Here is a 12,457-nt window from a genome sequence, read left to right on the forward strand (position 1 = left end):
AACGGCTCGCGCTTTTTTTTCGTCCGTGCGATTCGGCCGATTGCCGATGTGCGGTGTCGGCCGATCCGGCTGCTCGACGCCGGCTGCCTCAGTCGGAATCCGGCGAGCCGTCGAGCGCCATCGCTCCGTCAGGTCGTGCGATGAAAGATCGGCGTTTCAGGCGTCGGGTATTGCGCGTCACGGAACGTCTCGAGAATCACGCGATTGGTATCGCAGTACACCTGCCAGTAATTCTCCGGCTGCGTCGACGGACGCACGAACAGCAGCGGGCCTTCCGGCGTGAACTGCAGCACGCCGACGTCCGGCGCCGGCTGAGGCAGCACGTTCGGGATCTGCTGGATCTGCGACTTCAGGCGGTTGATCGCATCGACCGCGTCCACGCCGTTCGCGATCTTCGCGGTCAGGTCGACGCGGCGATGCGGCGTCGCGCTGTAGTTCGAGATGTTGTCCGAGAAGATCTTGTTGTTGCCGACGATCGTCACGATGTTGTCGGCGGTGATGATCGTCGTGCCGAACAGACCGAGCTCCTTCACCGTGCCGGTGACGCCGCCCGCGCTGACCACGTCGCCGATCTTGAACGGCCGCAGCACCTGCATGAACACGCCGGCCGCGAAGTGGGCGAGCAGGCCGCCCCAGGCGGTGCCGATCGCGAGGCCGAGGCCGGCGAGCAGCGCGGCGAACGACGTGGTCTGCACGCCGAAGATCTGCAGGATCGCGAGGATCAGCAGGATCGTCAGCAGCACGCTGACGACCGAGGTCAGATAGTCGGTGAGCGTCGGGTCGACCTTGCCGCTGCGGCGCACGACCTTGCCGAGCAGGCGCGTGGCGATGCGGATCGCCCAGCGGCCGACGAACCACAACACGATCGCGGCGAGGAGATTGAGGCCAAAGTCGAGGCCGCGGGTCATCAGGAATTGCTGGGCGGATTCCAGGTTCAGCATGAGGGCTCCAAGGCGGGTTTAAAGAATGGCCTGCGGCCGATATTCGTCGCACGGTTATAACCGACCTGTGAGACCGAGACAACCACCGCGCCTGCTTGGATGCCGGTATCGAAAACGCTTCAATCAGCGCGATGCACGCTGTTTGCCGAGACACGAGCATTGTTAAACCCGGAGTGCAATCCCGGTTAATTTCCGCTTATTGCCGAAGGATCGCGGATGCAGACTGAGCGGCCGGCCCGAGTCTGATCCGCTGCTGATCGGTTCGGTCAAGACCAGTATCGGACACGTCGAAACGGCACCGTCGAGGAAAAGGCCGCGCGCCTGCGGTTCTTCATCTGCTCGACGCACGAGCCCGGGCAGATCAGCCGGACGGTCGATGTGCTGGCCCGCCTGGCGGGGCGGGCGGCATGACGCCCGCCGCGGCACTCGCGCCGTCCTTCCAGGTGCCGCAAGCCGGTGCGTCGACGCCGTTTCGCGCCGCATGTGCGGACGATGCGGCGGCATGCGCGCCGCTCGTGTTTGCATCCGGCGCACGCGAATTCGGCTTCTTTCTCGGTGAAAGCGACGCGCGGTGCATCGCGTTCCTGCAACAGGCGTTCCGGTCGCGTCACGGCCGGTTCTCGTGGCGCAGGCATCGGGTCGCGGTCGGCGCCGACGGCACCGTGCATGCCGTGATGGCCATCCATGACGGGCGCCGGACGACGTTCACGTCGTATGGGTCCTGGCGTGCTTTTTCGGCGTGCGCCGCGCGATCGGCCAGCTGCTGCGCGGGCTGGTGCTCGAAACGGAGATTCCGGCGCCCAAGCGTACGCAGATCCTGATTGCGCATTGCGCGACGGACGAGCGACGACGCGGCACGGGCATCTTCACCGCACTGCTGCGCGACGCGCTCGAGAGCGGTGCGTTGCCGGACGACGACAGCCGTGACATCGTGCTCGACGTGCTGACCCGCAACGAGCGCACCCGCGCACTGTACGAGCGGCTCGGCTTTGTCGCGCTGACGCGGTCGCGTCAGCGTTCGCGACAGCTGCCGGCCGCGCTCGATTCGGTACGCATGCGGCTCACGCGTCGCGGCTGACGGCGCGCATTGTCAGTTGTGCCGTAGTCAAAACGGTGGGGCTGCATTTTCGCATCATTTGCGAACGCGGTTGCCGTTCGTGCGAGCAGCGAGACGACGACCGTGGCGTGACGATCCATCGAGATGACGTCAGCTGCCGAGCGGCAGCATCCGAATGATCGCGTCTACACACTCGGATGGACTGGCCTCGGCCGTCTTGATGTGTACTTCGGGCGACTGTGGTCGTTCATAGGGGGAATCGATGCCGGTGAACTGGCGAATGGCTCCTTGTCGGGCCATAGCATAGAGTCCTTTGGGATCGCGCGCCTCGGTTACATCCAAAGCGGCGTCGACAAAGACCTCGATAAACGTACCTGCGTCAAAGCGGGCACGAGCCTTGTCGCGTGCCTCCTGAAATGGCGAGATCAGAGCAGCGATGACGACGAATCCCGCATCTACGAGTAGCCTAGCTACCTCGGCGGTCCGGCGGATATTTTCATGACGATCTGCAACGCTGAATCCGAGATCCTGGTTCAGCCCCTCACGTAAGCGGTCGGCATCCAGCAGATAGGTGCGAAGTCCGCGTGCCTCGATTTGTTCTTTCAGCAGATTCGCCAGCGTCGATTTGCCGGCGCCGGAGATCCCGGTGAGCCACACCACAAAGGCCCGACTCTGGATTAAATCGACGCGTACGGATTCACGGTTCGGCGGCATGACGCGCGGCCGGTTTTTAGGATCTTGAGTCATTTCTGATTTGAAGTGCGATGTCGCGCGGTTACTCTGTTTTGACTTTTGTTGATAATTGTAGCGCGCCGGAAAGTTTGCAATCGATTCATTTGCCGGCGTATTTGTATCTCCGCATACGTTTGCTATGCTCGTTGAGGTCGTAAACCGTGCCAATGCGGCCTACTTGTGCCGCGGATTGAACGGCCGCTGCTGCACATCCGCCCCATGCGCGACGATCGCCGTGCTTTCGGGCACTTCCTCCCATGCGCCGCGCAGGTCGACGAGCGGCTCCGACACGATCATGAACGCGTCGTCGCCCGCTTCGACGATGCGCGGATTGTGCGGGTAAAGTTCGTGCAGATGCTTGAACGACGTGCTGTGGAACAGCGAGCGCGATTGCCGTTCGCTCGAGTAGCGCACAGCGATGATCCGATCGCCGTCCGTTGCGCAAATCGTCATGTTGAGCGGTTCGGCGACGCGGTATCGCGCGGCGGTTTCCTCGATCACGCCGACCATGCGTTCGAGCGCCGGCAGCGGCATCTGCTCGAGGCCGTAAGTCAACGCAAGACGGAACATCAGCTCGGAGTCGGTCGTCCCTTCGAGCGTAGCGAACAGCGCCGGGTCGACCTTCATCGTCAGGTCGCGGCGCAACTTGTGGAAATCGCGGATCAACCCGTTGTGCACGAACAGCCAGCGGCCATGGCGGAACGGGTGACAGTTGGTTTCCTGGACGGGCGTATCGGTTGCCGCACGGATGTGCGCGATGAACATCCGCGAGCGGATCGCGCGCGCGGCTTCGCGCAGGTTGCGGTCGTTCCATGCGGGATGCACCGAGCGGTAGCGGAACGGCAGTTCATCGGGGTCGCCGTACCAGCCGATGCCGAACCCGTCGCCGTTGGTGGTCGTGGTGCCCAGTTCCGAATGCAGGCTCTGGTCGATCAGCGAATGCTTCGCGCGAAACAGTACGGTCTCGAGATGGATCGGATTACCCGTATAGGCGAGCCAGCGGCACATGGAGCGCTCCTTCGCGATGAATCCTCTCGCGCATGGTAGCCGACTTCGCGGCGCCGCCATACGAGGCTGCCCCGTGCTCGCCGATTGGCAGTCTGCACCGGGCGATCGTCGATGAAGGATGCGGCGGGTGCCGCATCCTTCGTGCATGCGTCAGTCGCCGAGCGCGTCCATCACGCGGGCGGAGTAGACGAGCGCCGCGCCCGCATTCAGTGCGATCGCGACGCCGAGCGCTTCGGCCACTTCCTCCTTGGTCGCACCATGCTTCGCGGCTTCAGCCGTGTGCACGGCGATACAGCCATCGCAGCGCGTCGTGACGGCCACCGCGAGCGCGATCAGTTCGCGCGTCTTCGCGTCGAGATGACCCGTCTTGGCACCGGCCCCGGACAGCGCCTTGTAGCCGGCCAGTGTGTCGGGCGAGAGCTTCGCGATTTCGCCGATGCGCGTCGTGAGTTCCTTCCGGTATTCGTTCCAGTTCAGCATGATGCGTCCTTTCGAGAAGAAGTGGATCGGGCGGCGGATGCCGCGATCTCGGGCGATGCAGCACTTATTCTGATCGCTCACGCTGAGGGTTTCGATACGCTAGAGTGTCAATTTTTAGCGCAAACGTCTCATGGACGCGTTAAGCCAACTGTTGTCGCTGGGTCGCAGTCATGTCGAACTCGACGTGCGCTGCCTGCTCGAAGGCCCGTTCGCGATGCCGCACGATCCGTTGCCGCCCGGCGAGGCGGCGTTTCACCTGCTGCTGTCCGGTACGTGCCAGCTGCGCACGGCCGACGGGCGTACGCTGCGGCTGTCCGATGGCGATTTCGTGCTGTTGCCGGCGGGGGACGCGCACGACTTGTCTGATGTCGAGGGCGGCGGTGTGCGGTCGGTCGCGTCGCTGCGTGAACCAGGCGCGGCCGGCGGTGCAGTGCTACCGGTCAAGTCGAATCGCGATCCCGCGGCCCCGGCCGATGCAAGTGTCGACCTGCTCTGCGGGCGTTTCGTCTACGCGCGCGGTGCCGGTGATTTGTTGATGCGCACGCTGCCGCGCGTGCTGCATGTCGGGTTGCGCGAGGCGTCGGGGCCGGCGTCGCTGCAACTGCTGACGAGCGTGCTGCGCGCGGAGGCATCGAACGCGCAGCCGGGTGCGCGTGCGATCGTGAATGCGCTCGGACAGGCGCTGCTTGCTTACGCGTTACGCGCGTACGGCCGCGATGCGCGCGTGCCGGCCGGCTGGCTCGCGCTGGCCGCCGACGCGCGGCTCGGCCCATCGGTGCAGGCCGTGCTGCAGGCGCCGGCGCAATCGTGGACGGTCGAATCGCTTGGCGCGGCGTCCGCGATGTCCCGTGCGACCTATGCGCGGCATTTCCGAGCGAAGGCGGGGATGAGCGTCGGCGCGTTCGTCGCACGGATCCGGATGATGCATGCATGCGCGCTGCTTCAGGATACGCAGCGCGGCCAGGCTGAAATCGGGCAGGCGGTCGGCTATCAGTCGGAGGCGGCGTTCGGCAAGGCGTTTCGCGCGGTGCTCGGCACGACGCCGGGGCGCTGGCGGCGCGCGCAGCGCGGCACGTGAGGGTTGCCCGCGGGATCGTCGTGCTCGACGACGAACCGTTGGCGAAAAACGAGGAGGGGAGAAGTGGCTGCCTGCCGTGGCGCATACCTGCTTGCGCGGCAGCAACAATGAAAAAGGGGCTTCCGGTTTCCCGGAAGCCCCTTCTTGACATCTTGGTAGGCCGTGCGTGACTCGAACACGCGACCAACGGATTAAAAGTCCGCTGCTCTACCAACTGAGCTAACGACCCAAAGAGCAAAAAATTATAGCGGCGGATCGCTGGTCTGTCAACAACCCGTCATCATGATTTATTTGATGCTTTCGATCTTGCCCTGTGCCGTCTGCGCAGCGTTCGATCCGGCGTATTGCGACACGACCTGCTCGAACGTCTTCTTCGCGGCCGCCTTCTGGCCTTGCTCGAGCTGGTTCGTACCGATCGCGACGAGCGCGTCGGCCGCGCGCGGATGCTGCGGATACTTGCTCACGATCGCTTGCCACGTCGCGGTCGAGCCGCGGTAGTCGCGTAGCGCGTATTGCGCGTTGCCGAGCCAGTACTGCGCGGTCGGCTGGTACGGGCTCTGCGGATACTTCGCGATGAAACTGCGAAACGACGCGGCGGCGGCCTTGAAGTTGCCGTTGCGGAATTGCTGCTGCGCCGCGCTGAGCGCATCCGTTTCACCCGGCTGCACGGTGCCTTCGACACCATCGATCGTCGCCTGTTGCGGCTCGAACTTCTTGAGCCGCGCGTCGAGATCCTGGTAGTACTCCTTCTGCTGCCGCTCGAGCGTCGTCAGCCGGTTCGTCAGATCTTCGTTCTCGCCGCGCAGCGTCGCGACCTGCTGGTTCAGCTGGTCGATACGGCCGGATTGATCGAGGATCGTACGCTGGGCGGCCGACAACTGGCTGGACAGGTTGTCGCTCTTGCTGCGCAGATCGAGCACGGCGCGGCGCGCCTCGTTGTCGTCGAACATGCCGGCGTGCGCCGGCGCGGCCGACCACGCCGCGCCGACGACGCAGATTGCTGCGGTGATCCGCAGCCAGGATACACGGTGCGTCATACGGCAACTCTTCCGTTACTTACTGTTGGTAGACGAGGTCGGCGCGACGGTTCTGCGCCCACGATGCTTCGTCGTGACCCGATGCTTGCGGCTTTTCCTTGCCGAGGCTCACGGCTTCCATCTGCGAGTCGTTCACGCCGAGCAGTGCCATCGCGCGGCGCACAGCTTCCGCACGCTTCTGGCCCAGCGCGAGGTTGTACTCGCTCGTGCCGCGTTCGTCGGTGTTGCCCTGGATCAGCACGTGGCGCTGCGGGTGGCTCTTCAGGTACTGCGCGTGTTGCTGCAGCAGCGGCTGGTACTCGTCCTTCACCGAATAGCTGTCGAAGTCGAAGTAGATGCTGCGCTTCGCGAGCGGGCTGTTCGGATCGTTCAGCGGATCGACGTTCACTTGTGCGACGTTGTCGGCGCTCGGTTGCGTGCTCATCGCGCCCGCGTTGGCCTTGTCGTCGAGCTTCACGCCCGACTTGCACGCTGCGAGCGCGCTGATCATCATCACGGCCAGGGCCAGACGAGCTTTGTTCGACATCATGGTTACTCTCCTTGTGGTCATTGCATGAAGGGCCCCCACGACGGCTCACGAACTGAGCCGCCCTGGACGGACAGGATCTGCGGCGGCGCGCTGCCGTCGGAGGGCACTGCTGCCAGCACGTTGCGACCACCCGACTGGGTAGCGTAAAGAAGGTACTGGCCGTTTGCCGCGAAGCTCGGCGATTCGTCGCGATTGGTATTCGTGATGGCGTTCGCCGCGCCGGTTTGCAGATCCTGAACGTACAGCTTGAACCCCCCACCCGTGCGGGAGATGTAGGCGAGCAGCTTGCCGTCCGGGCTGATGCGCGGGCTGGTGTTGTAGCTGCCGGTGAAGGTCACGCGTTGCGCGGAGCCGGCGCTTTCGCCTTGCGCGGGCATCCGGTAGATCTGCGGCGCGCCGCCGCGATCGCTCGTGAAATAGATCCAGCGGCCGTCCGGCGAGTAGAACGGCTCGGTATCGATCGAGCTGCTCTGCGTGAGCCGGCGCAGACCGCCGCCGTTCGCGTTGACCGTGTAGATTTGCGTGTTGCCCGTCAGCGACAGCGCAACGGCCAGCGTGTTGCTGTCCGGCGACCACGCCGGCGCACTGTTGTTGCCCTTCTGGTCGGAGACCATGTAGCGGCGGCCGGTCGGCAGGTCGTGGATGTAGACGATCGGCTTCTTGCGCTCGAACGACACGTACGCGACCTTCGTCCCGCTCGGCGACCACGCCGGCGAGATGATCGGCTCGGTGCTCGACAGCGCGATGCGTGCGTTCTGGCCGTCCGAGTCCGAGATCTGCAACTGGTACCGGTTGCCCGTCTTGATCACGTACGACAGACGCGTGGCGAACACGCCGCGCACGCCGAGCAGCTTCTGGTAGATGTAGTCGGCGATCTTGTGGCCGGCCGTGCGCAGCGTGTTGTCGTTCGCCGTCAGCGACAGGCCGCCGAGGCTTTGCTGCTTCACGGTGTCGTACAGGATGAAGTTCACCTTGTACTGGCCGTTGGCTTCGCGGTTCACGCTGCCGGCGACGAACGCGTTCGCGCCCTTGGCCTTCCATGCGCCGAGATCGACCGATGCGGTCTCGGGCACGGGCGTGCTGCCCGCGTCGATATTGGTGAATTTGCCGCTACGGGCGAGGTCGGCGCGGACGATCGACGTGACCTGCTGCGGCAGGCCCGCCTCGTTCGCGAAGTTCGCGGTGGCGATGGGGAACTGGGTCGAACCGACGCCGGTGATCAGCACGTTGACCTGCGCGTTAGCGGCGCCGCCGGCCGCAATCAGACACGAGGCCACGAGTGCCCTGAAACCTAGTTTCGTCATCAAACTCATGCTTCTTGCTTCCCATGTGACTTGGATCGCTGCGCAACCGCAGAGACAGTAAAAATACCCGATTCGTTCCCGTCCGGCAGCGACGCACGGAGTGTAAGCGCATTTGCGATCACTCCGCCGCCTTGAAGGTAATCGTAATGTCGGACGGGGTACGACCGTTAGAATCGGGCGGCAATGGGACCGACGCCTGAATCGCATTGACCACGGCTTGATCCCACCCCGAATTTCCGCTCGAACGGCGGATCGAAACGCTCAGCACGTCGCCCGACGGCGTGCAGCGGATTGCGACGACCGTCGTCAGGCCCGCGCGCTCGCCGCCCCAGACGATGTTCGGCTTCACGCGGCGACGCACCTTGTCGGGATAGCCGGGCGACGCGGCATTGCCGCCGGAGCCGGTCCCGGTACCGCTTTTCGCGAGGCCTTCGCCGCCGCCTTCGCCAGCCCCGGACATGCCTTGCATCTGCGCGAGACGCGCACTGCGCTCACGGTCGAGCTTCGCCTTCGCCGCCGCGTCGGCCTTCGCGCGCGCCGTCGCTTCGGCCTTCGCCTTGGCCTGGGCTTCAGCCTTCGCCTTCGCAGCCGCGTCGGCCTTGGCCTTCGCCGCTTGCTGCGCTTCAAGCTGCGCCTGCTTCTGTTGCTGCAGTTTCTGCTGCTGGAGTTTTTGCTGTTCGAGCTTCTGTTGCTCCACGAGCTGTTGTTGCTTGAGCTTGTCCGCCTGCTTCTGCTTTTCGCGCTCGGCGGCCTTCTGCGCGGCGAGGGCGGCAGCCTGCTGGGCCGCCAACTGCTCGCGCCGCGCTTCTTCTTGCTGGGCCTTCAGTTGCTGCGCGCGGCGCTCCTGCTCGAGCAGCGCTTCGCGCGCGGCCGCTTCCTGTTGCCGTTTCTTCTGCTGCAACGCGATGTCCGCCTGCTCGTCCCGCACCGGGGGAGGGGGCGGTGCGAGCTTCGCGGGCGGCGTCGGTGTGACGACGGGCCGCGGCGCGGGTACGTCGGGCACCTCGGTCCACAGTTCGGCTTCCGCGCCGGCCGGCGTGCTGTTCTGCCATTGCACGCCGTGATAGAGGAACAACGCGAGCAGCACGTGCATCAGCGCGGCGAGCGCGAACGCGCGCCAGGTGCCGCGTTCGCGAGGCGGCTGAGACGGATAGGCGTTGCCGCGCGTGGATTGCTGCCGGTTCATTGCGATTTGACGAGGAGGCCGACGCGCTTGACGCCACGCGCCTTCAGGTCCGACATCACGGTCATGACGGCATCGTACTGCACGGTCTTGTCGGCCGCGATCACGACGGGCTGGTCGGGATGGTCAGCCTGCCGGGCCAAGATGAAGCTGTCGAGCTCGGCCTTGGTCATCGTGTCTTCCTGCGTCGCGCCGGAGTCGCCCTTGTACTTGACGCTCATCGTGCGGTCGGCCTTGATGTTGACGACGACCGGCGGCGTCTGTTCCTGGGGGGCGGCATTGCCGACGGTCGGCAGATTGATGATCGACGGGGCGACGAGCGGTGCCGTGACCATGAAGATCACGAGCAGCACCAGCATCACGTCGATGTACGGCACGACGTTGATGTCGGCCATCGCGCGGCGCGAGCGGCCGCCGCGCATGCTGGATCGAATGGGACTTCCTGCCATGGCGCGCTCCTTACTGGGCCTGACGCTGCAGGATGTTCGAGAATTCTTCGATGAAGGTCTCGAAGCGGATCGCGAGGCGGTCAATGTCGTGCGCGTAGCGGTTGTACGCAACCACCGCCGGAATCGCGGCGAACAGACCGATCGCGGTGGCGACGAGCGCCTCGGCGATGCCCGGTGCGACGTTCGCAAGCGTTGCCTGCTGCACGTTCGCCAGGCCGCGGAACGAGTTCATGATCCCCCAGACGGTGCCGAACAGACCGATGTACGGACTAACCGAGCCGACCGACGCGAGGAACGCGAGGTTCGCTTCGAGCACGTCCATTTCGCGCTGGAACGACGCGCGCATCGCACGGCGCGCGCCGTCGAGCACGAGGCCCGGGTCGCTGATGCGCTTTTCCTTCGCCTTCAGGAATTCACGCATCCCCGATTCGAAGATCCGCTCGAGCGCGCCGATCGTGTGGCGATTGTTGGCCGCGCTTTGATAAAGCGCCTGGAGGTCGCCGCCCGACCAGAAATCCCTTTCGAAGCGTTCGGTCTGCGCGCGTGCGCGGCGGATCGCGAACCACTTGCGGAAGATGAAGGTCCACGACATCAGCGACAGGAGCAGAAGCAGCCCCATCACGGCCTGGGCCAGCACGCTCGCATTGAGGACGAGGGAAATGATCGACAGGTCTTGAGAAGTGTTCATAGAGGTTTGAGTAACGTCCCTTCGGGGGTGTCCGGCGAGGGGGCACGGTATGCGTGTGGCGCGGCGCGCCGGCCTGGCCTGGCGCCGAACCTTGCTTAGTATCGATTCAGGAAGGCAAGTTCATAGGTTTTGTCTAAACGGTGCTCATCCGAGCTTCGTTGACAATACAGTCTGCCCGGCGTCGATGACGGGCCCGCGTTGCAGCGCGTCGAGCACGACCGGCGGGATTGCCGCGGGCCGGATGCCGGTTCGGTCGACGCAGCCGAGGCGGATGTGTCCGGCGACGAGCAGCGTGTCGCCACGCCAGGCTTCCTGCGTGAATTCGACGGATGCGCGGCCGATGCGTCCGGGCCGGCTCGTGATCGTCAGCGTGTCGTCGAGTCGCGCCGGTGCGCGGTAGTCGAGCGAGGTGCTGCGGACGATGAAGATCGCGCCCGTGTCGTCGGCGAGCCGACGCTGGTCGATGCCGCACGCGCGCAGCCATTCGGTGCGGGCGCGCTCGAAGAATTTCAGGTAGTTGGCATAGAAGACGATGCCGCCTGCGTCGGTGTCCTCGTAGTACACGCGTACCGGCCAGGTGAAGCCGAACTGCGCGTCCGGGGAGCGGGTAGGCTGAGTCATGGCGCGCATTTTACCGGAAGGCCGAGGCCCGATTCGTAACCGATTCGTAACGGAATGTAGTACGTCGTAGCACGCCGCGGGCCGGCCGGAACCGGGCCCGCGGCCGCGCCGCCGTGTCAGCCGCGATGGATCGTGAGGCCGGCCGGGGCTTGGGCGACCGGCATCATTTCGATCGTGTTGATGTTGACGTGCGCGGGGCGCGTCGCGATCCAGTAGATCGTGTCGGCGATGTCCTCGGCCGTGAGCGGCTGGACGTTCTGGTAGACGTTCGCCGCCTTCGCATCGTCGCCGCGGAAGCGGACGTTCGAGAATTCCGTGCCGCCGCACAAGCCCGGCTCGATATCGGTGACGCGCAACGGCGTGCCGATCAGGTCGGCGCGCAAGTTCAGGCTGAATTGTCGGACGAAAGCCTTGGTCGCACCATATACGTTCCCGCCCGGATACGGATAGGTGCCGGCCACCGAACCCAGGTTGAAGATGTGACCGCGCCCGCGCGCGATCATGCCGGGCAGCAGCGCATGGGTGACGGTCACGAGGCCCGAGCAGTTCGTGTCGATCATGGTCTGCCACTCGTCGAGGCTGGCCTTGTGCGCCGGCTCGACGCCGAGCGCGAGACCGGCGTTGTTGACGAGCACGTCGAGCGCCGCGAATTCGGCAGGAAGGGCGGCCGGCACGGCTTCGACGGCGGCGCGGTCGCGCACGTCGAGCTCGAACGGCAGCAGTGCGTCGCCGAGCTCGGCCGCGAGCGCATCGAGACGATCCTTGCGGCGCGCGGTTGCGACGACACGGTGGCCGCCCTTGACGAAGGCACGGGCGATGGCGGCGCCGAAGCCGGCGGACGCGCCTGTGACGAACACGATCATTGCTGCTCCTGGTCGGTAACAAAGTAGCGGATGGAATTTCGCAAGCCTACTGAGATTGCGGCACCGCGGCAAGGCGCCAAAGCGCGTCGGCACGGGCGCGTAACGTCTGGCCCTTATTATTTCCGGGCTAATGTCGCGCGGTTGCCTATTCATGACGCATCCAATACACTAACGCGCTCATCACCCCTGCGTGACTGGCGATAGAACCCTTCGGGTTCAAGGTGGAGCATCCCACCGTGAAGCGCGGGGCGCCGTTTTTGCCGTTCGCCTGGGCAGCCGTTGTGCGCCGTCGCGTGCATCGCCGGTGGCTGTCCTGCCTCGCGTCATACGGATTCTTCCGCCACGTCGGGCTGGTTCCGCCAGCAGCGCAATGTACTCGGCCACTCCGGTCAACCTGTACACACTTAACGGAAACCGTATGTTTGACAGAGCCCAAAGCACCATCGCGAACGTCGATCCCGAAATCTTTGCAGCGATCGAGCAGGAA

13 protein-coding genes, 1 tRNA gene, 1 pseudogene and 1 riboswitch are annotated in these 12,457 nt (G+C 64.9%); of the genes and pseudogenes, 2 read left to right on the top strand and 13 right to left on the bottom strand.

Translation table 11 applies throughout. From position 1 onward, the window contains the following. Nucleotides 1–128 precede the first annotated feature (128 nt). Entirely contained in the window at nucleotides 129–941 is an 813-nt protein-coding gene (locus ACV22W_RS32875) for a mechanosensitive ion channel family protein (RefSeq protein WP_448023688.1), read from the bottom strand. A gap of 407 nt (nucleotides 942–1,348) precedes the next feature. Here ACV22W_RS32875 and ACV22W_RS32880 point away from each other — a divergent pair. Further along, a pseudogene (locus ACV22W_RS32880) lies at nucleotides 1,349–2,019 on the top strand (GNAT family N-acetyltransferase). A 129-nt stretch (nucleotides 2,020–2,148) separates the two neighbouring features. Here the strand turns inward: ACV22W_RS32880 and cysC are convergent. From cysC to ACV22W_RS32895, 3 genes are all read right to left on the bottom strand, one after another. Continuing rightward, on the bottom strand, nucleotides 2,149–2,712 hold the full coding sequence (gene cysC / locus ACV22W_RS32885; protein WP_448023699.1) for an adenylyl-sulfate kinase: 564 nt from the start codon (nucleotides 2,710–2,712) through the stop codon (nucleotides 2,149–2,151). A 192-nt stretch (nucleotides 2,713–2,904) separates the two neighbouring features. Continuing rightward, complete coding sequence (locus ACV22W_RS32890; RefSeq protein WP_448023689.1) at nucleotides 2,905–3,738, bottom strand: class II glutamine amidotransferase; 834 nt, start codon at nucleotides 3,736–3,738, stop codon at nucleotides 2,905–2,907. Between the two features lie 150 nt (nucleotides 3,739–3,888). After that, nucleotides 3,889–4,218: a carboxymuconolactone decarboxylase family protein gene (locus tag ACV22W_RS32895; protein WP_059474721.1), complete on the bottom strand. Its 330-nt coding sequence runs from the start codon at nucleotides 4,216–4,218 to the stop codon at nucleotides 3,889–3,891. 130 nt (nucleotides 4,219–4,348) lie between these two features. On the opposite strand from ACV22W_RS32895, the gene ACV22W_RS32900 reads away from it, so the two are divergent. Continuing rightward, nucleotides 4,349–5,296: a cupin domain-containing protein gene (locus ACV22W_RS32900; protein ID WP_448023691.1), complete on the top strand. Its 948-nt coding sequence runs from the start codon at nucleotides 4,349–4,351 to the stop codon at nucleotides 5,294–5,296. Nucleotides 5,297–5,449: 153 nt separating this feature from the next. On the opposite strand, the gene ACV22W_RS32905 is transcribed toward ACV22W_RS32900, so the two are convergent. The 9 genes from ACV22W_RS32905 to ACV22W_RS32945 form a co-directional block, all read right to left on the bottom strand. Then, nucleotides 5,450–5,525 (bottom strand) — tRNA-Lys (locus ACV22W_RS32905). Between the two features lie 58 nt (nucleotides 5,526–5,583). Continuing rightward, a complete protein-coding gene (ybgF, locus tag ACV22W_RS32910; protein ID WP_448023692.1) occupies nucleotides 5,584–6,333 on the bottom strand; it encodes a tol-pal system protein YbgF in 750 nt (249 codons plus the stop codon). Nucleotides 6,334–6,352: 19 nt separating this feature from the next. After that, a complete protein-coding gene (pal, locus tag ACV22W_RS32915) occupies nucleotides 6,353–6,862 on the bottom strand; it encodes a peptidoglycan-associated lipoprotein Pal (RefSeq protein ID WP_059465490.1) in 510 nt (169 codons plus the stop codon). A 17-nt stretch (nucleotides 6,863–6,879) separates the two neighbouring features. Then, nucleotides 6,880–8,175 carry a Tol-Pal system beta propeller repeat protein TolB gene (gene tolB, locus ACV22W_RS32920; RefSeq protein ID WP_448023693.1) on the bottom strand — a complete coding sequence of 432 codons (1,296 nt, stop codon included), beginning with the start codon at nucleotides 8,173–8,175 and terminating at the stop codon, nucleotides 6,880–6,882. Nucleotides 8,176–8,284: 109 nt separating this feature from the next. Beyond that, nucleotides 8,285–9,352: a cell envelope integrity protein TolA gene (gene tolA, locus ACV22W_RS32925; RefSeq protein WP_448023695.1), complete on the bottom strand. Its 1,068-nt coding sequence runs from the start codon at nucleotides 9,350–9,352 to the stop codon at nucleotides 8,285–8,287. After that, nucleotides 9,349–9,798, bottom strand: a complete 450-nt coding sequence (tolR, locus tag ACV22W_RS32930) for a protein TolR (RefSeq protein ID WP_059535490.1) — start codon at nucleotides 9,796–9,798, stop codon at nucleotides 9,349–9,351. Before tolR ends, tolA begins: the two co-directional genes overlap by 4 nt. 10 nt (nucleotides 9,799–9,808) lie before the next feature. Beyond that, on the bottom strand, nucleotides 9,809–10,486 hold the full coding sequence (gene tolQ / locus ACV22W_RS32935) for a protein TolQ (protein WP_010091489.1): 678 nt from the start codon (nucleotides 10,484–10,486) through the stop codon (nucleotides 9,809–9,811). Between the two features lie 144 nt (nucleotides 10,487–10,630). Next, entirely contained in the window at nucleotides 10,631–11,116 is a 486-nt protein-coding gene (ybgC, locus tag ACV22W_RS32940; protein ID WP_448023697.1) for a tol-pal system-associated acyl-CoA thioesterase, read from the bottom strand. Nucleotides 11,117–11,223: 107 nt separating this feature from the next. Further along, a complete protein-coding gene (locus tag ACV22W_RS32945) occupies nucleotides 11,224–11,970 on the bottom strand; it encodes an SDR family NAD(P)-dependent oxidoreductase (RefSeq protein WP_175668721.1) in 747 nt (248 codons plus the stop codon). Nucleotides 11,971–12,150: 180 nt separating this feature from the next. Beyond that, nucleotides 12,151–12,251: riboswitch (ZMP/ZTP riboswitch) on the top strand. Nucleotides 12,252–12,457 lie beyond the last annotated feature (206 nt).

The sequence above is a fragment of the Burkholderia sp. AW49-1 genome, assembly GCF_053427845.1.